Raw genomic sequence first — 23,545 nt, 5'->3', positions numbered from 1 at the left:
CCTGCGTCCATGACGCCGATGACCTTGACCGGTTTCGGGGCTTTCGCGCCGCGCGACCAACGCCCCTCGACCGCGCTGGACCCGCTTTTCAGCCAGTCCGAGGGCTGGACGGAAGCCCAGTTCGGTATCGCCTCGCGCGGCGTCGCCGGGCCGGACGAAACCACCTCCGCCATGGGCGCCGAGGCCGCGCGCCGGGCGCTGGCCATGGCCGGCTGGGCGCCGGAAGACCTCGACATCATCATCGGCGCTTGCGGGGTAATGGAGCAGCCCATCCCCGGGACTTCGGTGCTGATCCAGCAGGCGCTGGGCCTCGGCAAGTCCGGTGTCTGGGCCTTCGACGTCAACCAGACCTGCCTGTCCTTCGTCACCGCGCTGGACGTCGTCGCCATGGGCTTCGAGACCGGTCGCTTCCGCCGGGCGCTGGTGGTGTCGAGCGACATCGCCTCGGCCGGGCTGGACTGGAACGCCCCCCATGCGGCGGCGATCTTCGGCGACGGGGCGGCGGCGGTCTGTATCGAGGCGGGGACCGATCGCGACGGCCCCGGCCTGCTGGCGCGGGGGTTCGAGACCTATGGCGACGGCAAGGATCTGGCCACCCTGCGCTCGGGCGGCACGCGTATCCGCATTGAGGATGGGCTGGAGGCGCTGGCCGAAGGCGCGCGCTTCCACATGGACGCCTTCGGCATCTTCAAGGCCGCCGCCCGCTGCCTGCCCGATTTGATCGACCGGGTGCTGGGCGAGGCCGGACTGACCCGCGAGACGGTGGACGTCATCATCCCGCATCAGGCCAGCAAGCCCGGGCTGGAGCATGTCCGCCGCCTGATGGGCGGAGACCCGGCGCGGGTGGTCGACATCTTCGCCACGCGCGGCAACCAGATCGCCGCCTCCCTGCCCACCGCCCTCGCTCAGGCGCAGGCCGACGGCCGACTGGCGCCCGGCAAGACCGTCCTGCTGCTGGGCACCGCCGCGGGCGTCAGCGCCGCCGCCATGGTGATCCGAACATGAGCCGCCGCGCGCTCGTCACCGGCGCCACCGGCGGCCTGGGACTGGCCGTGGTCGAGGCCCTGCTGGCCGCCGGCTACGCCGTCCGCGCCTCGGGCCGCAAGCCGGAGGCGCTGGAACGGCTGAAGGCCATGGGCGCCGAACCGTTCGGCGGCGACCTGCTGGACCAGACCGACGCCGCCTGCCGCGACATCGATGTGGTCTTCCACGCCGCCGCCCTGTCCAGCCCCTGGGGACCCGACGCCGCTTTCGAGCGCGCCAATGTCGAACTGACCCACCGCCTGCTGGACGCCGCCCGGCGCGAGGGCGTGGACGGCTTCATCTTCGTCTCCTCGCCCTCGGTCTTCGCCCGCTGGGGCGATCAGACCAATCTGACCGAGGACAGCCCGCCCAATCCGCGCCCGTTGAACGCCTATTCCCGCACCAAGGGCGAGGCGGAGCGGATGGTCCGCGCCGCCGACGCGCCCGGCTTCCGCACCGTCTCCCTGCGCCCCCGCGCCATCGTCGGGCCGGACGATCAGGTGCTGCTGCCGCGCATCCTGCGGCTGGTGAAGAAGGGCCGCTTCCCCCTGTTCCGGGGCGGCAGGGCCATGGTCGAACTGACCGACAGCCGTGACGCCGCCCGCGCCCTGCTGCTGGCCGACCAGCATCGCGAACGGGCGGGCGGACAGGTGGTCAACATCACCTCGGGCCGCCCGACGGCCCTGGCCGATCTGGTCGGCAAGCTGGGGCAGGCGCTGGGCGTGGAGGTGAAGATCATTCCCGTGCCTCTGGTCATCGGACAGGCCCTTTCCGTGGCGTCCCAGACCGTCAGCCGCCTGCTGCCCGGCCAGCCCGAGCCCATGTTGACGCCCTACACCCTGTCGACCCTGGCCTGGTCCCAGACCTTCGACCTGTCCGGGGCCAAGCGACTGATCGACTACGAGCCCCGACACGACGCCATCGCGACCGCCATGGCCATGGCCCCGGAATTGGCGAAGCGCGCGTGACCCGCTGCCGCGTCCATATCCTGCGCGCGGGCGCCTGTTCGCATCCGGAAGTGATGACCCGCCGCGACGGATCGCTGAAGCCCGCAGCCTTCCCGGCGCTGGCCGCCCTGATCGTGCATCCGGTCGAGGGCGCCATCCTGTTCGACACCGGCTATGACCCGGCCTTCTTCGAAGCCACGCGGACGTTCCCGGAAATCCTCTACCGCTGGATGACCCCGGTCGATCTGGCGCCCGGCGAGACGGTGGCGGAACAGTTGCCCGCCTTCGGCGTCCAGCCTGAGGATGTGACGGCGGTGATCGTCTCCCACTTCCACGGCGACCACATCGCGGGGCTGAAACGCTTCCCCAACGCCCGCATTTTCTGCGCACGGGCGGGCCTGGCCCAGGTGCGCAGGCCCGCCCGGTTCGCGCGGGTCCGGCAGGGCGTGCTGGCCGATCTGGCGCCCGCCGACATCGACGCCCGCGCCGTCTTCTTCGAGGACCGTCCGCGGCTGCCCCTCGGTCCGGACCTGTCGCCGTTCGAGGATGGCGCCGACCTGCTGGGCGACGGCTCTCTGATGGCGGTCCAGCTTCCCGGTCACTGTCCCGGCCATTGGGGGCTGGTGGTGCGGCAGGAGGACGGACGCAGCCGCTTCCTGATCGCCGACGCCGCCTGGTCCAGCGGGGCCGTGCGCGACAACGTCCCGCCGCCGCGCCTGACCACCGCCCTGCTGGGCGAGACCGGGCCGTGGCGCGACACCCTGAGCGCCCTGCACCGGCTGTGGGACAGAAATCCCGAACTGCTGGTCACCCCGTCCCACTGTGGCGAGGTCGAGGTGGAGACGCGCCGTGTCGGCGGTTGATCGCCCCGCCGTCCTGCGCGCCTGGCTGGACGCACGCTGGAGCGGTTCGCGCCAGACCACGCGTGCAGCCATCGAGGCGCGGCAGGCCCGACTATGGCGCGCCCTGACGCCCGCCCTCGCCCGCACGCCCGCCGTGGCGCATCTGGCGGGGCAGCCGCTGGACGCGTTCCCGATCACCTCGCCGCAGCAGGTCCGGGCCGACTTCGACCGCTGGAACACCTTGGGCCTCACCCGCGCCGAGACCGAAGCGGCCGCCCGCGCAGCCGAGACCGGCGGAACCGGCGAGGTGCGCCCCGGCGTGGTGGCGGGCTTCTCCTCCGGCTCCTCGGGCGCCCCCGGCCTGTTTGTCAGCAGCAAGGCCGAGCGCGCCGCCTATCTGGGCCATATGATCGCGCGGCTGATGCCCAAGTCGGCCCTGTTCCGGAAGAAGCGGATCGCGCTGAGCCTGCGCGCGACCTCGAAACTGTACAGCGACGTCTCGGGCGCCGGGCCGTTCCGCTTCCTGTTCCTGGGCCTGGATCTGCCGACCCCGCTCAAGGCCGAACGGCTGGAGACCTTCGCGCCGCATGTGCTGATCGCCCCGGCCCATGTGCTGGCCGACCTGACCCATGCGGTGGAGGACGGCGCGACCTGGCGGCCCGCCCGCCTGTTCTGGGGCGCCGAGCCCATGGGCGAGAGCGAGCGCGACTGGATCGAAGCCACGCTGGAGAGCCGTCCCGCCCCGATCTATCAGGCCACCGAGGGCTTCCTCGGCGCGCCCTGCGTGCACGGAACCCTGCACCTGAATGAGGATGTGCTGATCGTCGAGCGCGAGCCCGTGCCGGGGACCAACCGGTTCCTGCCGATCATCACCGACCTGCGCCGCGTCACCCAGCCGATGATCCGGCTGCGCCTGCCCGACCTGCTGGAGCCCCTGCCCGCTCCCTGCCCCTGCGGCACGGCGCGGCTGGCCATCCGTCCCGTCGAGGGACGACTGGAGGACCTGTGGCGCTGGGGCGAGACGGTCATCCCGCCGCGCGCGGTAGAGGAGACCACCAGCGCCGCCCTCGGCCCCGGCGAGGACTGGCGGGCGACGGCGAGCCCGGACCGCGTGACGGTCGAGGCCGCGCCGGATCAGGTCGCCGCCGCCGTCGAGGCCGTGCGCACCCTGCTGGCCGAGCATGGCGTCTCCGTTCCGGTCGAGGCCGGGGGCGCACCGCAGCCGGTCGGGATCAAGCGTCGCCGGATCCGCTGGTCGAATGGCTGAGCGGGTCCTGATCACCGGCGCGCGGGCCGTGGCGGCGCCGGACATGGCCCGCAGCCTGCGCACCGCAGGGTATGAGCCGCATCTGGCCGACTGCGTCCCCGCCCGACTGGCCCGCTGGTCGAACAGCGCCGGACCGGTGCATCGCTACGCCTCGCCCGTCGAACGCCCCGCCGTCTTCGCCGCCGACCTGCGCGCCCTGATCGCCCGGCTGGACCCCATCAAGGTAATTCCGGCCTGCGAGGAGGTCTTCCACCTGTCCGCCCTCGCCGTCGCCGAGGGTTGGTCCGACCGACTGCTGGCGCCCGGCCCAAAGGTGCTGGCGACGCTGCACGCCAAGGACCGCTTCGCCGCCCTGTGCGCCCGCCTGTCCCTGCCCATCCCCGAGACGCGGACGGTGACCGACGCCCCCGCCCTGCTCACCGCTGTCGAGGCCATGGGCGATGTGGTGGTCAAGCCGGTCTGGTCCCGCTTCGGCGCCGCCCATGTCTCGCCCTCGCCCTCCCTCCTCGCCGCAATCCGCCCCGGCGCGGCCTCGCCCTGGGTCGTGCAGAAGCGGATCGTGGGCGAAGAGATCTGCTTCCACGCCGTCACCCACGACGGGCGGATCAGGGCCTTCGCCGCCTACGGCTCGGAGTGGCGGCTGCCCGGCGGCGCGGCTTACGCCTTCCAGCCGGTGACGGAGGCACTCACCGAGGCCTTGCGCCCCATCGCCGATCGGCTGGCCATGGAGGTCTGGACGGGCCAGTTCGCCTGCGACGTCCTGATCGATGACGCCGGACAGCCGTGGCTGATCGAGTGCAATCCGCGGGCGACCAGCGGCGTCCACCGGTTTGGCGGAAGCGCCGCCTTCGGGCGCGCCCTCATGGGAAAGGGAGAGGCGGCGCCGGACAGCCAGTCCCGCCACATCGCCCCCGCCCTGTGGCGCTACGGACGGCCCTCGACCCGCGCCTCGGGACGGATGGAGGCGTGGCGGGCGCAGCGGCGCAAGGGGCTGGACGTCCTCACCCGCCCCGGCGATCGCATGCCGCTCCCCGGCGCCCTGCTCGACACCCTCGGCTTCGGCCTGCGCGCCCTGCGTCGCGGCCAGTCCCTGACCGCCGCCATGACCGCCGACATCGAATGGAATGGCGAGCCGCTCGACCCCGCCCGCTGGAGCCGCCCGTGACGCCCCTGCCCGACAGCCTGTCCCGCAGTTGGCAGATGGCCGCCCTGTCGCGCGAGGTCGGGCGCAAGCCGCTGGCCCGCACGGTGGCGGATACGCCTCTGGTCCTGTTCCGGGGCGCGGACGGCGTCGTCGCCGCCCTGATCGACCGCTGCCCCCACCGCAACTATCCACTGTCCGAGGGCAAGCTGGTCGAGGGCGCGGTCCAGTGCCCCTATCACGGCTGGCGCTTCGCCCCCGGCGGCGCCTGCGTCGAGGTTCCGGGGTGCGCCCTGACCGTCCGCGAGGGCGCCCGCCTGTCCGCCGCCCCGGTCGAGGTGCGCGAGATGAACGGCGCCGTTATCGTCCGCCTGTCGCCCGGCGGCCCCGACCTGCCCGACCTCGGCCCATGGGGCGCGGCGGGCCATGATCATTTCTGGTGGTCGCAGGGCGTCTGGCGCGGGCGGGCGCTGGACGCGCTGGAGAATGTGCTCGACCCGTTCCACACCAACTTCATCCACGACGGCATCATCCGCCGCAGCACTCGCCGCATCCCGGTGCGTCTGTCGGTGCGGGCGGGGACGGACTGGATCGAGTCGATCATCGAACAGCCTCACCCCGACCTCGGCTGGATGTCCCGCCTGCTGGAGCCGCCGCGCGACCGCAGCATCACCCGCCTGCACGCCCCGACCCTGGTTCAGGCGCGATGGGAAGGGCCCCGCGGCCTGACCCTGTGCGTGACGGTCTTCTTCACCCCGGTGACCCCGACCAGCCTGACGCCCTTCGCCTGCTTCACCACGCCCAAGGGGCGCGGGCCGGGCTGGCTGAAGGAGCGGGCCATCCGCTTGTTCCTCGATCCCGTGGTCAGGCAGGATCGTCAGGCGCTGGCGACGCAACTGGACAATATCGAACGCTTCGGCGCCCCACGCTTCCTGCAGGGGCCGGGCGATCTGCTGGGCGCGCGGGTGGCGCAACTCTATCAGGGGCAGACGCTGGAACCGGCCGATGAAGGCCCGTTCGACCACCAGCTCTAGATCAGACCCCCGCCTTCGCCGCCGGACGGGCGCGGCTCGCCTCCAGCCAGCGGGCCAGATGGGCGAACTCCTCGGGCGGGCGGTATTTGATCAGCCGCGCGAAATCCAGCCCGACCACCGCCACCACATCGGCGATGGTGAAGCGGTCCGAGGCGATGAACTCATGATCGGCCAGGCGGCGATCCAGCGTCCGCATGAACTTCTCGGCGGAGAGTTTGTTGTACTCGGCCACCTGCGGAAGCTGGGTCGCCTCCAGCGCAGCCAGCGCCGGATGCGAGTGCCGCACGTTCAGCATGATCGGATTAGCCAGATAGAACTCGCAGCGGCGGGTCCACATCTCGATCACCGCCTGCTCCGCGGCGTCCCGCCCGAACAGGTTCGGCTCGGGATATACCGACTCCAGATAGCGGCAGATGGCGATGGATTCCGAAATGGTCGTGCCGTCGTCCAGCTCCAGCGCAGGCACATGCGGCACCCCGACCTTGGCCCGGTACTCGGGCGTCCGGTGCTCGCCGACCATGATGTCCAGTTCGACCAGTTCGACGTCCGCGACGCCCTTCTCGGCCAGAACCCAGCGGACCCGGCGCGGGTTGGGAGCGCGGTACGAGGTAAACAGCTTCATGCGGTCGGCCTTTCGGTTCAGCCGAATATGGAGGCCGGCATGACGCCGACAATGGCCGCGCTCATCAATGTCGCCAGGAAGCCCGCGAACAGCGCCTTCCAGACCAAGCCCAGAACCTCTTCGCGACGCTCGGGCATCAGCACCGACAGGCCTGTCACGGTGATGCCCACCGAGCCGATGTTGGCAAAGCCGCACAGGGCGTAGGTCAGCAGCATCCGGGTGCGCTCGGTCATCTCGCCCGCCGGGACCGCGCCCAGATCCATGAAAGCCTTGAACTCGGTCTGGGTCAGCTTGACGCCCAGCAGCAGGCCCGCCTGACGGGCGTCAGCCCATTCAACACCGGTCAGCCAGGCGACCGGGGCGAAGATCCAGCTCAGCAGCCATTCGACACTGATCCCCGGGAAGATGGTGCCGACGATGATGTTCACCAGCGCCACCAGCGCGACGAAAACGATCAGCACCGCCGAGATGTTCAGCACCACCATCAGGCCGTCGGAGGTGCCCTTCACGATGGCGTCGATGGCGCTGTCGTACTTCAGGGGCGAGTCATACTCCGCGAAGGCCCCGCCCTCGCCGGGCTTCTCCGGGATGATGATGCGGGCCAGCAGAATGCCCGCCGGGGCCGAGATGATCGAGGCGACCAGCACGTGCCCGGCGGCGTTGGTCAGGGTCGGCGCCAGCATCAGGGCGTAGGCCACCATTGTCGAACCGGCGACGGTGGCCAGACCGACCACCATCATCAGGAACAGTTCCGACCGGGTCAGCTTGTCCAGATAGGCGCGGATGACGATCGGGCTCTCGATCATGCCCAGGAAGATGTTGGCCGCGACGGCCAGGGCCGAGGCGCCGCCCAGCCCCATCGTCTTCTGGAACAGGAAGCCGAAGCCGTAGGTGATCCACTTCAGCACCTTCCAGTGCCACAGCAGGGCCGACAGGGCCGAGATCACCAGAATGAGGGGCAGCACCTGGAAGGCGAAGGTGAACAGGGCGCCCGGCTCCTGCACCGAATAGGGCTGCTGAAAGCCGCCGCCGGCCAGATAGCCGAAGACGAAATTGGTGCCGACGCTGGTCGCCTGGGCCAGACCGTCAACCGCGCCGTTGATGCCTTGCAGCACCCCGTGCGACGCCGGGTTGAACAGCACCAGGACCAGCACGGCCTGCACGATGATCGCGCCAATGGCCAGTTTCCACGGGAAGGCCCGCTTGTTCTCGGACAGGCCCCAGCAGGCGCCCACGATGACAATGAGCCCCAGCAGGCTCTGCAGATTCAGCAGGCTGAACATCAACACTTCCCCGACCGGCGAACCGCGCCGATCCCTTCAGCCCTTGAACGACAGCTTGTCGCATCTGGCAAGCGCCGCCAGATGCGACCGACCGATCAGAGCTGGCCGCGAACCAGCTTGCCGTAGTCTTCCATCAGCCCGAGGCTCAGCGCGCCCGGCGTGAAGCGGAACTCGCCGATCTCGCTGACCGGGGTCACCTCGGCGGCCGTGCCGGTCAGGAAGCATTCGCTGAACGTGGCCAGTTCCTCCGGGCGGATGTGGCGCACGACCACCTCGATGCCCTTGGCCTTGGCCATCTCGATCACCGTCTGACGGGTGATGCCGTCCAGAATGGCGTCGATCGGCGGGGTGTGCAGCACGCCGTCCTGCACGAAGAAGACGTTGGCGCCCGTCGCCTCGGCCACATAGCCGCGCCAGTCCAGCATCATCGCGTCCGAATAGCCGCGCTTCTCGGCGGCGGTCTTGGACATGGTGCAGATCATGTACAGGCCCGCGGCTTTCGCCGCCGACGGGGCGGTGGCCGGGTCCGGACGGCGCCACTTGGCCCAGTCCAGGCGAATCCCCTTCGCCTTGGTCTCCGGATCGAAGTAGCTGGGCCAGTCCCAGACGGCGATGGCGACGTGCGGCTTGGAGTTCTTGGCCGTCACGCTGACCTGTTCCGCCCCCAGATAGGCGACCGGACGCACATAACAGTCCGAAAGCCCCATCTTTTCACAGGTTTCCTTGCAGGCGGCGTCAATCTCGGCCACGCTGTACGGAAGATCGAAATCCAGAAGGTTGGCGGAGCGCTTCAGACGCTCCGAATGCGGCGTCAGCTTGAAGATTTCGCCGCCATACATACGCTCACCCTCGAACACCGACGAGCCGTAGTGAAGGGCATGGGTCAAAACGTGCGTTTTCGCGTCCCGCCAGGGCACGAAATGCCCGTCCATCCAGATCCAGCCGTCACGATCGTCGAAAGGAACGAAGGCCATTGAAGAACGTCTCCCGCGAAACTTACCGGGTTAGACCCGCCGGAATCGCTCAGGTCAACGCCTGTTGCGCGTGTGAGGTCGCATCCGCATGACGGACGTTCGCTCCTATGGCCGTTCAGGGCCTATCGCGGGACCGGGCGCGGGTCGCCATCTGCTGGTCGTTGACGACGATGACCGCATCCGCGAACTGCTCAAGGAATTCCTGACCCGCGAGGGTTACCGGGTCACCGGCGCCGCCCACGCGGCCGCCGCGAAGCGCCTTGTCGAACTGATCGAGTTCGACCTGATCGTGCTGGACGTGATGATGCCGGGCGAAAGCGGCTTCGACCTGACGACCTGGATCCGCTCCAAGGCCGAGACCTCGAAGACCCCCGTCCTGCTGCTGACCGCCAAGGGCGATCCGGACGACCGGATCGAGGGCCTGTCGCGCGGCGCCGACGACTACATGTCCAAGCCGTTCGACCCGCGCGAACTGGCCCTGCGGATCGACGCCATCCTGCGCCGCACCGGCGGCAAGCCGCTGACCCCGCGCGAGATCAAGCTGGGACCGGCGGTCTTCGATATGGAACGGCTGGAACTGCTCAAGGACGGCAAGCCCCAGCGCCTGACCGAGGCCGAGGCCCAGCTTCTGAAGACGCTGGCCATCCACGCCCACGCCCCGGTCGAGCGCATGAGCCTGTCGCCCGACACCGCTGACATCACCGGTCGCGCCGTGGACGTGCAGGTCACCCGCCTGCGCCGCAAGCTGGAGGCCGATCCCAAGAACCCGCGCTACCTCCAGACGGTGCGCGGCATCGGCTACATGCTGGCTCCGGACTGATCCCCTCATGCGGCTGCTGCCCGCAACCCTCTGGCCGCGTTTTCTGAAGCGACGCCTTCCGACCTCGCTGTGGGGTCGGTCGTTGCTGATCATCGTCCTGCCGGTGCTGGTCATGCAGGTGGCCGTCACATGGGCCTTCTTCGACATGCACTGGCAGACGGTGACCGCCCGCCTGTCTGACGGTCTGGCGGGCGACATCGCCTGGGCGTCCGAAAGCTACGCCGACGATCCGACGCCGCAGAACCTCGAGGTGATCGCCGAGCGGGCCGAACGGTCAATGTCCCTGTCCATCGCCCTGCAGGAGGGCGAGACGCTGCCCCGCGACCGGCGGCGCGGCGCCATCGGCGTGGTCGACCGGACGCTCGAGCGCGCCCTTCAGGCCCGCATCGACCAGCCGGTCTGGTTCGACACCACCCGTTACCCCGCCTACGTCGACATCCGGGTGCAGCAGCCGCAGGGCGTGCTGCGCATCATCGCCCCGCGTGAACGCGCCGTGGCGACCCAGGCCCACATCTTCGTCCTGTGGCTGCTGATCGCCACCGTCCTGCTGATGGGCGTGGCCATCCTGTTCATCCGCAATCAGGTCCGCGCCATCGAGCGGCTGGCCGAGGCGGCGGAAGCCTTCGGCCGGGGCGAGCCGCGCGAACGCTTCAAGCCGTCTGGCGCGCGCGAGGTCCGGGCGGCGGCCCAGGCCTTCATGAATATGCGCGACCGCATCCAGCGTCACATCGACCAGCGCACCGCCCTGCTGGCCTCGGTCAGCCACGACCTGCGCACGCCCCTGACCCGGCTGCGGCTGGAACTGGCCCTCGCCCCGCCGTTCAAGCGCGCCGACGCCATGCGCGGCGACATGGACGAGATGGAGCACATGATCGACGAGTATCTGGCCTTCGCGCGGGGCGAGGCCGGAGAGGCGGCGCAGGATGTCTCCATCGCCGCCCTGCTGGCCTCCGCCGGCGAGGACGCCCGGCGGGCGGGCGCGGAGGTCGAGATCTCGGCCCCGGAAGACCTGACCGCCTCGCTGCGGCCGCTGGCGTTCAAGCGGGCCGTCAGCAACCTGGCGGGCAACGCCGCGGCCCATGGCGAGCATGTCCGTCTCAGCGCCCGCGCCCTGCCCTCCGGCGGGCTGGAGATCGCCATCGAGGACGACGGGCCCGGCATCCCCGACGACATGCACGAGGAGGCCTTCCGCCCCTTCTCGCGGCTGGACGAGTCCCGCAACCAGAACCGCAAGGGCGTCGGCCTCGGCCTGGCCATCGCCCGAGACGTGGCGCGCGGTCACGGCGGCGACATCACCCTGGAACGCAGCGACATGGGGGGCCTGCGCGCCCTGATCCGCCTGCCCGGCTGACCCGATCCGCCGCCCATTGCGAAGCGGCGCGGCAGGGACCATCTTCGTCCAGATCAGGAGTGATCAGGAGGAACCTATGCGTAAGCTCGCCTTCCTTGCCTCGTTCGCCTTGGCTGCGGTCCTCGCCGGTTCCGCCTCCGCGGACCCCGCCGCGATCAACGTCAGCTTCGGTCCGCGCCTGCAGGCGCAACTGTCCCAACTCGGCCCGACCGAGGTCCAGGAGCAGTCAGACAGGCTGGTTGAGGTCCTGTCCCGCGAATTGGCGGACAACGCCGCCCTGGACGGCGCGCGGATCGACCTGGTGTTGACCGACCTGAAGCCGAACCGTCCGACCCGTCACCAGAGCCGCGACCGCCCCGGACTGGATCCGATCAACAGCGTCTCGATCGGCGGCGCGGCCTTTGAGGGCCAGGTCACCCTCGCCGACGGGACGGTTCAGCCGGTGCGCTATGAGTCGTTCTCGAATAATCTCGGGGAGGTTTTCGGCTTCAGCACCTGGCAGGACGCCGACCGGGCCTATCGCCGCCTGGCCTCGAACCTCGCCGCCGGTCGCTACACCCGCTAGAAGCTCTTCGCCCGCTCGACGGCGGCCTTGACCGCGGCCTCGGCCGCGCGGTTCAGGTCGCCGCCTTCGGCCATGGCGTCCAGCCCCGCCCGCGTCGTGCCGCCCGGTGAGGCGATGCGGGCGATCAGGGCGTCCAGCCCGTCCCCCGTCTCCAGTCCAGCGCCCGCCGACCGCAGCGCGCCGCGGGCCAGCCGCGCGGCGGCGTCCGGGGCCAGTCCCTGCGCCACGCCCGCGTCCGCCAGCGCCTGCACGAAGGCGTAGATGAAGGCGGGCGCCGATCCGGCCACGGCGGTGGCGGCGTCCATCAGCCCCTCGTCGTCCAGCGGCGCGACATCGGCCACCGGCGCGAACAGGGCCTGCGCCATCGACAGGGCGCGTGCATCCATTGACCAGATCGCCGCCACGCCCCGCGCCTGCGCCACCGCCGTCGTCGGCATGACCCGCGCCACGGGCCGACCCGCGACACGCGCGATATCTTCGGACGAGACACCCGCCATGACCGAGACCAACACGACTTCGGGATTCAGGTGCGGAACCAGAGGCTCCAGCGCCGTGCGCCACATGGCCGGTTTCACCGCCAGCACGAGCGTTCGCGTCTCGCGCAGGGCCTCCAGCGGCGGATTGATCCGCGCACCCTTGGCCCGCGCCGCCTCGGCGGCGGGCTTCCCGGACGGGCTGAGGATGATCAGGTCGCCGGCGGCGACCGCGCCGGTCGCCAGCCAGCCTTCCAGCATGGCCGAGCCCAGACGGCCGCAGCCCACAAGGACCACGCCGTCACGGGAGACATCAGAGCTCATGGGATCAGGCGGTGCCGACCGTCTCGAACAGGCAGGCGTCGATCGCCTCCTGCGGCTTCTTCGAACCCCGGATCATGAAGTCGAAGGCCGGATAGTAGCGGTCGGCGGCTTCCACGGCGGCGTCGATCATCGACGCGGCCTGGGCCAGGGTCGGACGCTCGCCCAGCGGCAGGGCCAGCGAGTGGCGGAAGACGATTTCGCCATCCTCGGCCCAGACCTCGAAATGGCCCATCCAGGTGCGCTGATTGATCAGGCCGACCAGTTCATAGGCGGCGCCGCGGCGGGCCTTGGAGGCCTGCAGGTCCAGAGCGCAGCAGAGTTGCAGGCAGTCCCCTTCCGGACGCCAGGCGAACCACAGCTCGTAGTCCTTCCAGTCTCCGGCCAGCGAGAAGGCCAGATCGCCCTCATCCGTGCGGTCGAACGGAAGGTTTTCCGCCACCAGCACATGCTCGACCACGTCCAGAGGATCGTAGGGCGTGTCGATTTCTTCGGGCCGAACGGCGTCCATCAAGTCTTCCTTGGGCGCGACTCACGCCCTGTTAAGGAACCGTAGGCGGGTTCGCAGATTCGGCTCAACCGGCTGCGTCCTGAGGGGGAACAGACGCTGTGGACGTTCCCTTGCGAGGCGTCTTCGCGGCCTTCAGGGCGGCGATTTCCTCACGCAAAGCCGTGACTTCCGCCTTCAGCGCATCGAACTCGTCTCGCCGAACGAGGTCCATTTCGGCGACGAAGCGGTCGGCCTGGGCGCGCATGGCGGTCCTGGCCTCTTCCCCCGCCGCCTGGGCCAGACCCATGGCGCCGGTGGTCAGTTTGGAGAACTCATCGAGGAAGGGATTACGGCTTTGCATGGCTCTCTGGCGCTCCGACTCAAACTGGCGAGCATGGTTAAGGAAGGTTCACTCGATATGGTGAACGAAACCTTGTCACAGGTGCGGCGAAAGCGCTGTGACAGCGTTACGGAAAAATCGGGGACGGGATCGGTGGCGCTTGCTAAACCACTTCTCCGAGGAAACGCCGTCAGGAGCGCCCGTGCAATTTCCCGAGTTCGACCCGGTGCTGTTCAGCATCGGCCCGCTGGATATCCGTTGGTACGCCCTCGCCTATGTAGCGGGCATCGTTCTGGGCTGGTGGTACGCCGCCAAGCTGATCAAGACCGAGCGGCTGTGGGCGCCGGGCAAGGCCCCGATCACCACCCAACAACTGGATGACCTGGTCCTTTGGGTGACGCTGGGAATCATCCTGGGCGGCCGTCTCGGCTACGCCCTCTTCTACCAGCCGCATCTGTACGGCCAGTTGTTCATGGGGCCGGACAATTTCGCCCTGTTCCGACTGTGGGACGGCGGCATGTCCTTCCACGGCGGCCTGCTGGGCTGCACCCTCGCGGTGGTGGTCTTCGCCCTGCGCTCCAAGGTGCGCATCCTCAGCATCGGCGACATCGCCCTGGCCGCCGCGCCCTTCGGCCTGATGTTCGGCCGCCTGGCCAACTTCATCAACGGCGAGCTCTGGGGCCGGGCCACGACCGTCCCCTGGGGCGTCAACTTCTGCAATCAGCGCGCCCGCGAGATGTACGGCGCGACCTGTGAGTATCTGGGGCAGGGCCCCGGCGACATCGTCCGCCACCCCAGCCAGCTGTATGAAGCTGGCCTGGAGGGCATCTTCCTGCTGGGCCTGCTGGCCTTCGCCATCTGGAAGGCGGGCCTGCTGCGCAAGCCGGGCTACGTCACCGGCCTGTTCCTGCTGGGCTACGGCCTGATCCGCGCCTCGCTGGAGACGGTGCGTCAGCCGGACGTCGGTCTGGACCACCTGCCCTTCGGCCTGACCATGGGCATGATCCTGTCGACGCCTATGATGCTGGTCGGCGCCTGGCTGATCTGGCGCGCCTGGAGCCGCCCGCCGGTCTCGGCCTGACGTTATGAGCCTGAAGGACCGGCTGGCGCGCGAGATCGCCCTGACGGGGCCGATGACGGTCGCCGATTACATGACCCGCTGCCTGCATGATCCGCAGGGCGGCTACTACGCCACGCGTCCGGCCATCGGCGCCACGGGGGACTTCATCACCGCCCCGATGATCAGCCAGATGTTCGGCGAGCTCCTGGGCCTGTGGGCCATCGAGCTGTGGAACCGGCTGGGCGCGCCCGAACGGGTGCGGCTGGTCGAGGTCGGCCCCGGCGACGGCACCCTGATGGCCGACGCCCTGCGCGCCGCACGTCTGGCCCCCGACTTCCTGCAGGCGGTCGATCTGATCCTGATCGAGCCCAGCGCCCCCCTGCGCGAGGCCCAGGCCCGGATGCTGGCCGACAGCGACGTCCACCCGCGCTGGGTCTCGGCGCTGGACCAGATCGAGACCGACGCCCCGGTGATCCTGATCGCCAATGAGGTGCTGGACTGCCTGCCTGCCCGCCAGTTCGTGAAGACGGAGGACGGCTGGGCCGAGCGCTGCGTCGGGGTCACCGACGACGGCGGCCTGCAGTTCGGCCTGGTGCGCATCACCGGCGGGTTCAAACGCCCCGAGTTCGAGGTCGAGCCGGGCCAGACGGTCGAGATTTCGGACCAACAGGCCATCTTCGGGCGCGAACTGGCCGCCCTGGTCAAGGCCGCCTCGGGCGCCGCCCTGCTGATCGACTACGGCCGCGCGCGCGCCGAGGCGGGCGACACCCTGCAGGCCCTGAAGCGTCACCAGAAGGTTGATCCCCTGGCCGAGCCCGGTGAAGCCGACCTGACCCAGTGGGCCGACTTCCCCACCGTGCAGGAAGCCGCCGTGCGCGCCGGCGCCGACGTCACCGGCTGCCTGGGTCAGGGCGAGTTCCTGCACCTGCTGGGCATCGAGGCTCGCGCCGACCGGCTGAAGGCGGGCCGTCCCGACGCCGCCCCGGTCATCGACCGCCAGCTGGCCCGCCTGACCGACGACGACCAGATGGGGACCCTGTTCAAGACCTGCGCGATCTTCTCTCCGCACACCCTGGTCGTGCCGGGGTTCGAGGAATAGCCATGTCGCCGGCCCCCATCATCCATCCCCTGCTGGAGCGCGCGGGCGTTCGCCACGGGTTCTTCACCCGTCAGGGCGGCGTCTCGACCGGCATCTATGACAGTCTGAACGCCGGGTTGGGCTCGACCGACGACCCCGCCGCCGTGGCCGAGAACCGCCGCCGCATCGCCGCCCACATGGGCGGGACGCCCGACGACATCGCCGCCTGCTACCAGATCCACTCCGCCGTCTGCCGCGTGGCCGAGGCGGGCTGGAAGGGCGAACGGCCCGAGGGCGACGCCGTCGCCACCGCCGCGTCCGGCGTGATCTGCGGCGTCCTGACCGCCGACTGCGCCCCGGTCCTGCTGGCGGACGCCCACGCCGGCGTCGTCGGCGCCGCCCATGCGGGCTGGAAGGGCGCGCTGGGCGGCGTCATCCATTCCACCGTCGCCGCCATGCAGGCCCTGGGCGCGGAGCCCTCGCGCATCGTCGCCGTGGTCGGCCCCTGTATCGCCCAAGCGTCCTATGAGGTCGGCGCCGATTTCGAAGAGCGCTTCACCCACCACTACCCGGGCAGCGAGCGCTTCTTCATTCCCGGCTCGGCTCCGGACAAGCGCCTGTTCGACCTGCCCGCCTTCGTCCTGTGGCGTCTGGGACAGGCGGGCGTGGGTCAGGCGGCGTGGACCGGCCATGACACGCGCGCGGATGAGGCGCGGTTCTTCTCGAACCGCCGGGCCTATCTGAGCGGCGAGCCCGACTTCGGGCGGCTGATGAGTGCGATCAGTCTGGGCTGAGGAAATCTCCCTCCCCTTCTGGGGAGGGTGGCCGAGCGAAGCGAGGACGGGTGGGGAGCGACCGCACGAACGAGCGGCTTCAGCATCCCCCACCCTGTCGTCGCTGACGCGCCGACATCCCTCCCCACTTCGCGGGAGGGAGAAGGTTCAGCCCGCCATCGCCATCTGCGGCACGCGGGTGACCACGCGCCAGGCCTGCGGGTTGGCCAGCAGTTCGCGGACCAGCAGGTTGTTGATGGCGTGACCGGCCTTCACGCCCTCATAGCGGCCCAGCAGGGGCGCGCCCAGCACGTAGAGGTCGCCGATGGCGTCCAGCGCCTTGTGCTTCACGAACTCGCGCTCCATGCGCAGCCCACCCGGGTTCAGGATCTGGTCGCCGTCGATGACCACGGCGTTCTCCAGCGAGCCGCCACGGGCCAGACCGGCCTTGCGCAGGGCCTCGACCTCATGGGCGAAGCCAAAGGTGCGGGCGGCCATGATCTCGTCGCGGAAGGTCTGTTCGTCGACCACGAAGTCCACGACCTGATTGCCGATCACCGGCGTGGCGAAGTCGATCTCGAACCGCATCTCATAGCGGTCGCAGGGCAGCAGGACGGCCGACTTGTCGCCCTCCTGAACCCGGATCGGCTCAAGGATTTCGATGTACTCGACCGGAGCTTCCTGCTTGCGGAAGCCGGCGCGGTCCAGCAGTTGAACGAACTGCAGCGCCGAGCCGTCCAGGATCGGCAGCTCGGGGCCGTCCACCTCGACCACGGCGTTCGACACGCCCAGGGCGGCGAAGGCGGCCATCAGGTGCTCGATCGTCGACAGGCGCACGCCCGCCGCGTTCTCGATCATGGTGTTCAGGCGGGCGTCGACCACGGCCTCGCCCGAGACGGGGATGCGGTTGTCGCGGTCGGTGATGTCGGTGCGGACGAAGACGATGCCCGTGCCGACCGGCGCCGGGCGCACGGCCAGACGCACGCGGTCGCCCGTGTGCACGCCCACGCCGGCGATGATCGCGGGCGCGACGGTCGTCTTCTGGAGATGGTCGTTACGGACCGACAAAACTCAAACTCTCTGCTTTTGCGCTCCGCCACCGTGTGCGGAGTTCGCCCCACGTCGTGGTTAGCGGTCCCTTCGCAAGCGCGAAAGGAAAGTCGAGTTTCGAATTGTTTCGGTTTTCACCGACCGGCCGACCTCGACCATTGTCAGTCGATTATCGGACATTCTTCCGGATTGGGCGCGCCCTTTTCGCACGGGTCGCCGTTCGGGTCCGGAACGCCATAGTAGGCCCTGCAGTTGGCGTTGAACGTCTCGATGCACTGCGCCCACGCGTCGCCGTTGTCGGGGTCGAAGCCGTACAGGTTGAAACACTCGCTCTGCCCGGCCCGCAGACACCGCTGATAGCCGGCTTGATCGTAGACCGCGCCGGCGCTGCCCGCCGTCAAGCTGAGGCCAGAGGCCAAAACGACGGCCAGACCCATTTTCAGCATGTGTTTCATCTCGCCCCTCCAAGGTCCCTGACAGTTCAACCCAGGATCGCGATTGCGCTCAACTCACACACGCGTGAACGCCGCCCCGGCTACCGGAGCGGCGTTCGATCATCGACAGGAAACTGTGGTTAGTTGGCCAAGCGGCGCAGGAACGACGGGATTTCCAGATCGTCTTCAGCCTGACCCAGCTCCGGCTCGATGGTCGGCTGGGTCTGGCTGGTGTGACGCATTTCCGTCTGGCGGTTGCCCGAAGACGGATAGGACGGCTGCGACTGACGCTTCTTGCCGAACAGGCTCCAGCCGCTCTTGCGGTGATCCCGGTCGTCGTAGCCGTCGTCATAGGCCGGTTCCGGACGCGGGGCCGGCTCGGCGGCGGCGGCGGCGGCGCGGTCCATATACAGGTCGCCCTGGGCTTGCGGCGCGACCTCAGCGGCGGCCGGACGCGGACGGGCTTCGAACTCCTCGACCCACGGATCGACGATCGGCTCCAGCGTGCGCTCTTCAGCGACGTGGATGATCGGCTCGGGGGCGGGTTCAGGCGTACGCGTTACAGACCCCAGCGACGGCTGGGCGGGCTGAAAGCTGGGAACGATGGGGGCTTCCTCGGCGCGGGCGCGGACCGGCTCGGCGGCGCGCACGGGCTCCGAACGCACCGGCTCCGAGGCGCGCGGGGCGAAGGCCGGGGCGGCCGGGCGGCGGTCGAAGGCCGAGGTGCTGGCCGGCGGAGCCTTGGCGGCCGCGCCGCTGTCTTCCATGCCGGTGGCCACGACCGAGACGCGGATCTTGCCATCCAGGGCCGGGTCGAAGGCGGCGCCGAAGATGATGTTGGCGTCGGCGTCCACTTCACCGGCGATGGCGTTGGCGGCCTCATCGACTTCCAGCAGGGTCATGTCCATGCCGCCGGTGATGTTCACCAGCACGGCCTTGGCGCCCTTCAGCGAGGTCTCGTCCAGCAGCGGGTTCGCGATGGCGTTCTGGGCGGCCAGCAGGGCGCGGTCGTCGCCGGTGGCTTCGCCGGTGCCCATCATCGCCTTGCCCATCTCGCTCATCACGGCGCGGACGTCGGCGAAGTCGAGGTTGATCAGGCCCGGCAGGATCATCAGGTCGGTGATCGAGCGCACACCCGAGTGCAGGACCTGGTCGGCCATCCCGAAGGCGTCGGCGAAGGTCGTACGCTCGTTGGCGACGCGGAACAGGTTCTGGTTCGGAATGACGATCAGGGTGTCGACGTAGCGCTGCAGCTCGGCGATGCCGGCCTCGGCCAGGCGCATGCGGTGACGGCCTTCGAAGGTGAAGGGCTTGGTCACGACGCCGACGGTCAGGATCCCGCGATCACGGGCGCATTTGGCGATGACGGGGGCCGCGCCGGTGCCGGTGCCGCCACCCATGCCGCAGGTGATGAAGACCATGTGGGCGCCGTCCAGGTGCCCGAAGATTTCCTCGGCCGACTCTTCAGCCGCGTTCATGCCGACCTCAGGGTGGGCGCCCGCGCCCAGGCCCTGGGTGATGGTTTCGCCCAGTTGAATGCGGCGGTCGGTCTTGGCGAACGACAGATGCTGCGCATCCGTGTTGGCGACCACGAACTCAACGCCCTCCAGACCGGCGTCGATCATGTTGTTGACGGCGTTGCCGCCGGCGCCGCCGACACCGAACACGACGATGCGGGGCTTCAGTTCCGTAGCTTGCGGACGCACCAGCGAGAGAGACATTTTTTCCGACCCTAATTCCGACCCTGCCCTACCAGTCCCAATGCGAGATCCCCGCCGAATCGCATTGGTTATGAGCGCGTTAAGGAAGCGCCCGAACTGCTTAAGGGAGTGTTACCGGATAGGCTGAGTCGGAGCGCCAGCCACGGGTTTCATTAACCTTGGCGGCAGAAAACCGCCTGTTTTGACCCCTTTCCAAACAAAAAGGGCGGCTCTTGCGAGCCGCCCTTTCCGTTTCGGATCAGACCGAACTTACCAGGGACGGTAGTTCAGGCCGATGTTGAAGCGACGGCCGTACGGGTCGAACGAGCTGACCAGGGCGCCGGCGTTGAGCCAGGCCGGTTGTTCAGCGTCGAAGACGTTGGTCACGCCGGCCGACAGGGTCAGGTCATCGCGGACCGCATAGCGGACGCCGATGTCGTGACGGGCGAAGTTGCCGGTCGTCAGGTACTCGTAAGCCGAGGAGTCCGGGTTGCGGACGAAGTCACGCAGGAAGGTGATGTCCTGCGACGACTGCCAGTCCACAGCCCAGGTCACGGTCAGGGCGTCGGTCGGAGCCCAGGCCAGTTGCGAGGTCATACGAACGCGCGGGTAGAACACCGTGCTCGCCGATTCCGTGAAGTCGTTCGGGTTGCTGATGTTGTTGAAGTTCTTCTGCTCGATGAGCCACGAACCGCGCAGCGAGTAGTTGAACGTACCGAAGTTCACGCCGAACAGCTGCTCCGAGTCGAAGCTGTAGCTGGCGTTGAAGTCCAGACCGCGGGTGGTGCGCTTGGCGTAGTTGAACGACTGCTGGACGAACGAGGTGACCAGGAAGCTCGAGCCGCTGCGCGTGACGCTGTCGCAGAACTGTTGGTTCAGCGAGTTGGCGCCGGTTTCCGGACCGTAGACGCAGAGGTTCGAGGCCGTTTGGGCCGAAACCGAAGCGATGACGTCGTCGATGGTGATCTCGTAGTAGTCGAGCACCAGGGCGAAGTTCGGAATGAAGCGCGGCTGCAGGCCCACCGTGAAGGTGAAGCTGTCCGAGGTTTCCGGCTTCAGGTTGGCGTTACCAGCGTTGAAGCCCGCGATCGAACCGCTGCCGTACTGGGCCAGATCGGCCGGACGGTAGCGCTGGACCGGGCCATTCGGAACGGTCTGATCGTCGTAGGCGTAGTCGAAGGTCAGGCCGCTGATGACCTGGCCTTGCGCGTTGACCTGGGTCGTCCCGCGCTGAACCGACAGGGCGGTACAGTTTTCCAGACGACGGGCACGACGGGCCGTATCCGTGTCTTGCGAAATGGCGCGCGAGTCGCACGGATCGGCGTAACCGTTGGCGAAGGTCTGCGCGGTGCCGCGGAAGCCTTCGAACAGGGTCGGGGCGCGGAACGAGGTGTTGTAGCTGGTCTTGAAGGTGATGTCCGGGATCGGACGGTAGACCAGGTTCACGCCGTAGACGTCCGCGTTGCCGTACAGATCGTAGTCGGCATAGCGGTACGAGGCCGACAGTTCGGCGTACTCACCCAGCCAGCTGTCGCGGAACAGCGGCAGCGAGACTTCGGCGAAGAACTCCTTGGACTCGTACGACACGGGGGCCATGTCAGCACCGGTGTTCAGGAACAGCCAGCGACCGCGGGTGTCGGCGTCACGGCCGATGCCTTCGGCTTCTTCCTTGCGCCATTCACCACCGACGGCGACGCCCATTTCACCAGCGCCCAGGACGTCCCACAGACGGCCGGCCAGCGAGAAGACGGCGTTCTGCTGGATGTTCTGCTCACGAACGGTGATGTCGGCGTAGACGTAGTCGAGGGCGGCCTGCGACTGGTTGCCCGGGCCGAAGACGTTCAGCGGCGTACAGTTGTCGATCGAGGTCGGATCGGTCGTGCGCAGGTCGCGGTCGTAGCCGAGGGTGGTCAGGTTCTGAGCCGACGGACGGTAGTCCGTGACGGCCAGGCCCTGAGCCTTCAGCAGCTTGGCGCGGCAGACGATGGCGCCGACAGCGCCGGCGGCGCCGGTGGTGTCAACCACCGCGTCCTGGGCCAGACCGAAGCGGAGGATGTCGATACCCTCTTCGCGGTTTTCGTTCTCCATCTTGCCGTAGGTGTAGGACATGTCCCACGCCAGGTCGCGGATGAAGGCGAAATCGCCCAGGTCGCCGTTACCGCCGACGACGAAGCGTTGCAGTTCGCGGGTGTTGAACTGCTTGCGGTCGTTCGAGAAGAAGCGGTGACGGGCGAACGGAGCCGCGACGGCCGCACCCGGAGCGCCCGGAGCCGTGGCGGTCGGGTTGCCGTAGGGGATGTAGGTGTTGTTCTGGATGGCCGTACGCAGGGCGGCCGGCAGGAAGGCGTTGTCCAGACGGGTGATGAAGGTCTGGTTGTTGAAGATCGGTTGAGCTTCGTTGGCGCCGACGGTGCGGAAGATCTGCGGCGCGCCCGGACCGGTGCGGGTCACGATTTCCGTGCCGTCGCGGATGATCACGTCGCCGAAGACCGGCTGGGTGATCAGTTCGCTGTCTTCCGTGACGTACTTGGCTTCAGCGAACAGGTTGATGCTGTCCGTCAGGCGGAAGTTCAGGCCAGTCTGGAAGCGGCTCGAGACCGACTTCGGCGTGGCGGTGTCACCGGTGAACTCGGTGTTCGGGTTGATGCCGTCGCCGCCGATGTTCAGCGTGCGGTTCAGACCCGTCAGGCTGACGCGCTCGCCGAAGTTGGCCAGACGCGGGGTCGTGCCGTCGTAGAGGTAGGTCTTGCCCGGCTCGAGGTTGAAGCAGTTGCCGCTCGGAGCGACGAAGTTGACGTTGCCGAAGCCGTCGCCGTAGCCAGCGCGCGCGGCGCAGGCGCCGGTCGGGATATCCGGGTCGCTGGTCGGGCTCGGACGCTGCGCGTTCGCCAGGACGGTGACGCCCCAGGGCATGCGCGAGAGCGTGCGCAGGTTGCTGTACAGGAGCGAGTCCAGCACGCCGTCCGACGTGGCCGAGGTCGGGTCAGCGTCATTGCCGACCAGCAGCGAGGCTTCACGCAGCCAGTCAATGTCGCGCGGACGGATCCGGTCGATGTCTTCGTGTTCGGCGAAGGCGTAGACGTTCAGACGGTCGTCCAGGAAGTTCTGACCCCACAGGACAGCGACGTTCATGTTCGCCTGGCCGTCCTGGTTGATCTCGCGGTAGCGAGCGTCGATTTCCAAGCCTTCGAAGTCCTTGCGCAGGACGAAGTTCAGCACGCCGGCGACGGCGTCAGCGCCGTAGACCGACGAGGCGCCGCCGGTGACGATTTCGATGTTCTCGATCAGCAGGCGCGGGATGGTGTCGACATCGACAGCCAGAGTGCCCGACTGCGACGACACGTGACGGCGACCGTCGACCAGCGTCAGGGTGCGACCCGAACCCAGGGTGCGGAGGTTGGCCAGCGACAGACCGGCGATGTTCAGCGAACCGGTGGTGTCCGACGGAACCTGCGAGTTCGACAGGGCCGGGATGGTGGCCAGGTAGTCGATGACGGTCGCTTGACCGGTTTCCAGCAGTTGCTCGCGCTCGACCTGGATCAGCGGGGTCGGCGAGTTGGTCGGGTCACGGCGGATACGCGTGCCGGTGACGACGACTTCTTCGATCTCAGTGGCGTCCTGGGCCGACTGACCTTGGACGGTCACGCCCGGGAGCTGGCTTTGGGCGAAGGCCGGAGCCGCCACAGCCATGACCCCTGCCAGGATCGTAGTGCCAAAGAGATACTTGCGCTTGATTAGCATGTGTTGGGCCCCAACCGGTGATGATGCAGGACGCAGCGACCGTATGAGAACGGCACACTGCTTCTGACGCCACGCTAGCAGCAAAGACCGGGGCCACAAGAGATTGTGGCGGCACGGCGACCACTCAAGACCCCAGTTGTTACAATCCGGACACACTCCCGCCATCTGAGCGAGAAATTCGGACACATGCAGGCGGGATCGAGGCGAAATGCCCGC

22 protein-coding genes are annotated in these 23,545 nt (G+C 68.7%); 12 read left to right on the top strand and 10 right to left on the bottom strand.

The genetic code is table 11. The features are described from left to right. Positions 1 to 9 precede the first annotated feature (9 nt). Genes ACTIEF_RS08905 through ACTIEF_RS08880 form a run of 6 tightly spaced genes read left to right on the top strand, consistent with a single transcriptional unit; the run spans position 10 to position 6,254 of the window. Positions 10 to 1,005, top strand: a complete 996-nt coding sequence (locus ACTIEF_RS08905; protein WP_439471778.1) for a 3-oxoacyl-[acyl-carrier-protein] synthase III C-terminal domain-containing protein — start codon at positions 10 to 12, stop codon at positions 1,003 to 1,005. Continuing rightward, positions 1,002 to 1,991, top strand: coding sequence for an NAD-dependent epimerase/dehydratase family protein (locus tag ACTIEF_RS08900; RefSeq protein WP_439471777.1), 990 nt, complete (start codon positions 1,002 to 1,004; stop codon positions 1,989 to 1,991). Before ACTIEF_RS08905 ends, ACTIEF_RS08900 begins: the two co-directional genes overlap by 4 nt. Next, positions 1,988 to 2,833, top strand: a complete 846-nt coding sequence (locus ACTIEF_RS08895) for an MBL fold metallo-hydrolase (RefSeq protein ID WP_439471776.1) — start codon at positions 1,988 to 1,990, stop codon at positions 2,831 to 2,833. Before ACTIEF_RS08900 ends, ACTIEF_RS08895 begins: the two co-directional genes overlap by 4 nt. After that, on the top strand, positions 2,820 to 4,079 hold the full coding sequence (locus ACTIEF_RS08890) for a cell division protein FtsA (protein WP_439471775.1): 1,260 nt from the start codon (positions 2,820 to 2,822) through the stop codon (positions 4,077 to 4,079). Before ACTIEF_RS08895 ends, ACTIEF_RS08890 begins: the two co-directional genes overlap by 14 nt. Further along, complete coding sequence (locus ACTIEF_RS08885; protein WP_439471774.1) at positions 4,072 to 5,244, top strand: ATP-grasp domain-containing protein; 1,173 nt, start codon at positions 4,072 to 4,074, stop codon at positions 5,242 to 5,244. The genes ACTIEF_RS08890 and ACTIEF_RS08885 overlap by 8 nt, the downstream gene beginning before the upstream one ends. Then, on the top strand, positions 5,241 to 6,254 hold the full coding sequence (locus tag ACTIEF_RS08880; protein WP_439471773.1) for a Rieske 2Fe-2S domain-containing protein: 1,014 nt from the start codon (positions 5,241 to 5,243) through the stop codon (positions 6,252 to 6,254). Before ACTIEF_RS08885 ends, ACTIEF_RS08880 begins: the two co-directional genes overlap by 4 nt. 1 nt (position 6,255) lies before the next feature. Here ACTIEF_RS08880 and ACTIEF_RS08875 read toward each other — a convergent pair whose 3' ends face one another. From ACTIEF_RS08875 to ACTIEF_RS08865, 3 genes are all read right to left on the bottom strand, one after another. Further along, positions 6,256 to 6,876 (bottom strand): glutathione S-transferase family protein, encoded by a 621-nt coding sequence (locus ACTIEF_RS08875; RefSeq protein ID WP_439471772.1) that lies wholly within the window; start codon positions 6,874 to 6,876, stop codon positions 6,256 to 6,258. A 17-nt stretch (positions 6,877 to 6,893) separates the two neighbouring features. Continuing rightward, on the bottom strand, positions 6,894 to 8,159 hold the full coding sequence (locus tag ACTIEF_RS08870; protein WP_439471771.1) for a NupC/NupG family nucleoside CNT transporter: 1,266 nt from the start codon (positions 8,157 to 8,159) through the stop codon (positions 6,894 to 6,896). A gap of 95 nt (positions 8,160 to 8,254) precedes the next feature. Beyond that, on the bottom strand, positions 8,255 to 9,133 hold the full coding sequence (locus ACTIEF_RS08865) for a branched-chain amino acid aminotransferase (protein WP_439471770.1): 879 nt from the start codon (positions 9,131 to 9,133) through the stop codon (positions 8,255 to 8,257). An 88-nt stretch (positions 9,134 to 9,221) separates the two neighbouring features. Here ACTIEF_RS08865 and ACTIEF_RS08860 point away from each other — a divergent pair, with 88 nt between their 5' ends. The 3 genes from ACTIEF_RS08860 (at position 9,222) to ACTIEF_RS08850 (ending at position 11,869) form a co-directional block, all read left to right on the top strand. Then, on the top strand, positions 9,222 to 9,953 hold the full coding sequence (locus ACTIEF_RS08860; RefSeq protein ID WP_439471769.1) for a response regulator: 732 nt from the start codon (positions 9,222 to 9,224) through the stop codon (positions 9,951 to 9,953). Between the two features lie 7 nt (positions 9,954 to 9,960). Continuing rightward, on the top strand, positions 9,961 to 11,304 hold the full coding sequence (locus tag ACTIEF_RS08855) for an ATP-binding protein (RefSeq protein WP_439471768.1): 1,344 nt from the start codon (positions 9,961 to 9,963) through the stop codon (positions 11,302 to 11,304). A 76-nt stretch (positions 11,305 to 11,380) separates the two neighbouring features. Further along, positions 11,381 to 11,869, top strand: coding sequence for a hypothetical protein (locus tag ACTIEF_RS08850; protein WP_439471767.1), 489 nt, complete (start codon positions 11,381 to 11,383; stop codon positions 11,867 to 11,869). Here ACTIEF_RS08850 and ACTIEF_RS08845 read toward each other — a convergent pair. From ACTIEF_RS08845 to ACTIEF_RS08835, 3 genes are all read right to left on the bottom strand, one after another. Further along, positions 11,866 to 12,666 carry a pyrroline-5-carboxylate reductase family protein gene (locus ACTIEF_RS08845; protein ID WP_439471766.1) on the bottom strand — a complete coding sequence of 267 codons (801 nt, stop codon included), beginning with the start codon at positions 12,664 to 12,666 and terminating at the stop codon, positions 11,866 to 11,868. The two genes, ACTIEF_RS08850 and ACTIEF_RS08845, sit on opposite strands and share 4 nt — an antisense overlap. A gap of 4 nt (positions 12,667 to 12,670) precedes the next feature. Continuing rightward, positions 12,671 to 13,174, bottom strand: a complete 504-nt coding sequence (locus ACTIEF_RS08840; RefSeq protein WP_439471765.1) for a YbjN domain-containing protein — start codon at positions 13,172 to 13,174, stop codon at positions 12,671 to 12,673. Positions 13,175 to 13,238: 64 nt separating this feature from the next. Next, on the bottom strand, positions 13,239 to 13,514 hold the full coding sequence (locus tag ACTIEF_RS08835; RefSeq protein WP_439471764.1) for an accessory factor UbiK family protein: 276 nt from the start codon (positions 13,512 to 13,514) through the stop codon (positions 13,239 to 13,241). A gap of 181 nt (positions 13,515 to 13,695) precedes the next feature. On the opposite strand from ACTIEF_RS08835, the gene lgt reads away from it, so the two are divergent. From lgt to pgeF, 3 genes are read left to right on the top strand one after another with little or no spacing between them, the layout of a single operon-like run. Then, entirely contained in the window at positions 13,696 to 14,574 is an 879-nt protein-coding gene (lgt, locus tag ACTIEF_RS08830; protein WP_439471763.1) for a prolipoprotein diacylglyceryl transferase, read from the top strand. A 4-nt stretch (positions 14,575 to 14,578) separates the two neighbouring features. Continuing rightward, positions 14,579 to 15,652 (top strand): class I SAM-dependent methyltransferase, encoded by a 1,074-nt coding sequence (locus tag ACTIEF_RS08825; protein WP_439471762.1) that lies wholly within the window; start codon positions 14,579 to 14,581, stop codon positions 15,650 to 15,652. Between the two features lie 2 nt (positions 15,653 to 15,654). Further along, positions 15,655 to 16,425: a peptidoglycan editing factor PgeF gene (gene pgeF, locus ACTIEF_RS08820; protein WP_439471761.1), complete on the top strand. Its 771-nt coding sequence runs from the start codon at positions 15,655 to 15,657 to the stop codon at positions 16,423 to 16,425. A 147-nt stretch (positions 16,426 to 16,572) separates the two neighbouring features. Here the strand turns inward: pgeF and lpxC are convergent, their stop codons facing one another. From lpxC to ACTIEF_RS08800, 4 genes are all read right to left on the bottom strand, one after another. Next, positions 16,573 to 17,472: a UDP-3-O-acyl-N-acetylglucosamine deacetylase gene (lpxC, locus tag ACTIEF_RS08815; RefSeq protein ID WP_439471760.1), complete on the bottom strand. Its 900-nt coding sequence runs from the start codon at positions 17,470 to 17,472 to the stop codon at positions 16,573 to 16,575. A 143-nt stretch (positions 17,473 to 17,615) separates the two neighbouring features. Further along, positions 17,616 to 17,909 (bottom strand): hypothetical protein, encoded by a 294-nt coding sequence (locus ACTIEF_RS08810; protein WP_439471759.1) that lies wholly within the window; start codon positions 17,907 to 17,909, stop codon positions 17,616 to 17,618. Positions 17,910 to 18,028: 119 nt separating this feature from the next. Further along, positions 18,029 to 19,609 carry a cell division protein FtsZ gene (gene ftsZ, locus ACTIEF_RS08805; protein ID WP_439471758.1) on the bottom strand — a complete coding sequence of 527 codons (1,581 nt, stop codon included), beginning with the start codon at positions 19,607 to 19,609 and terminating at the stop codon, positions 18,029 to 18,031. Between the two features lie 249 nt (positions 19,610 to 19,858). Continuing rightward, positions 19,859 to 23,329, bottom strand: coding sequence for a TonB-dependent receptor domain-containing protein (locus ACTIEF_RS08800; protein ID WP_439471757.1), 3,471 nt, complete (start codon positions 23,327 to 23,329; stop codon positions 19,859 to 19,861). Positions 23,330 to 23,545 lie beyond the last annotated feature (216 nt).

The organism is Brevundimonas sp., assembly GCF_051858995.1.
In the GTDB taxonomy this organism is placed as follows: Bacteria; Pseudomonadota; Alphaproteobacteria; order Caulobacterales; family Caulobacteraceae; genus Brevundimonas.
Note: the sequence above shows the minus strand (reverse complement) of the source record. Positions and strands in the feature narration are given on the sequence as shown.

Bases quoted from the DNA above. Each gene is read 5' to 3' on its own strand.
- ACTIEF_RS08905 (WP_439471778.1), top strand. From the start codon at position 10: ATGACGCCGATGACCTTGACCGGTTTCGGGGCTTTCGCGCCGCGCGAC.
- ACTIEF_RS08900 (WP_439471777.1), top strand. From the start codon at position 1,002: ATGAGCCGCCGCGCGCTCGTCACCGGCGCCACCGGCGGCCTGGGACTG.
- ACTIEF_RS08885 (WP_439471774.1), top strand. From the start codon at position 4,072: ATGGCTGAGCGGGTCCTGATCACCGGCGCGCGGGCCGTGGCGGCGCCG.
- ACTIEF_RS08875 (WP_439471772.1), bottom strand. From the start codon at position 6,876: ATGAAGCTGTTTACCTCGTACCGCGCTCCCAACCCGCGCCGGGTCCGC.
- ACTIEF_RS08870 (WP_439471771.1), bottom strand. From the start codon at position 8,159: ATGTTCAGCCTGCTGAATCTGCAGAGCCTGCTGGGGCTCATTGTCATC.
- ACTIEF_RS08865 (WP_439471770.1), bottom strand. From the start codon at position 9,133: ATGGCCTTCGTTCCTTTCGACGATCGTGACGGCTGGATCTGGATGGAC.
- ACTIEF_RS08860 (WP_439471769.1), top strand. From the start codon at position 9,222: ATGACGGACGTTCGCTCCTATGGCCGTTCAGGGCCTATCGCGGGACCG.
- ACTIEF_RS08855 (WP_439471768.1), top strand. From the start codon at position 9,961: ATGCGGCTGCTGCCCGCAACCCTCTGGCCGCGTTTTCTGAAGCGACGC.
- ACTIEF_RS08850 (WP_439471767.1), top strand. From the start codon at position 11,381: ATGCGTAAGCTCGCCTTCCTTGCCTCGTTCGCCTTGGCTGCGGTCCTC.
- ACTIEF_RS08845 (WP_439471766.1), bottom strand. From the start codon at position 12,666: ATGAGCTCTGATGTCTCCCGTGACGGCGTGGTCCTTGTGGGCTGCGGC.
- ACTIEF_RS08840 (WP_439471765.1), bottom strand. From the start codon at position 13,174: ATGGACGCCGTTCGGCCCGAAGAAATCGACACGCCCTACGATCCTCTG.
- ACTIEF_RS08835 (WP_439471764.1), bottom strand. From the start codon at position 13,514: ATGCAAAGCCGTAATCCCTTCCTCGATGAGTTCTCCAAACTGACCACC.
- ACTIEF_RS08825 (WP_439471762.1), top strand. From the start codon at position 14,579: ATGAGCCTGAAGGACCGGCTGGCGCGCGAGATCGCCCTGACGGGGCCG.
- pgeF (WP_439471761.1), top strand. From the start codon at position 15,655: ATGTCGCCGGCCCCCATCATCCATCCCCTGCTGGAGCGCGCGGGCGTT.
- ACTIEF_RS08810 (WP_439471759.1), bottom strand. From the start codon at position 17,909: ATGAAACACATGCTGAAAATGGGTCTGGCCGTCGTTTTGGCCTCTGGC.
- ftsZ (WP_439471758.1), bottom strand. From the start codon at position 19,609: ATGTCTCTCTCGCTGGTGCGTCCGCAAGCTACGGAACTGAAGCCCCGC.
- ACTIEF_RS08800 (WP_439471757.1), bottom strand. From the start codon at position 23,329: ATGCTAATCAAGCGCAAGTATCTCTTTGGCACTACGATCCTGGCAGGG.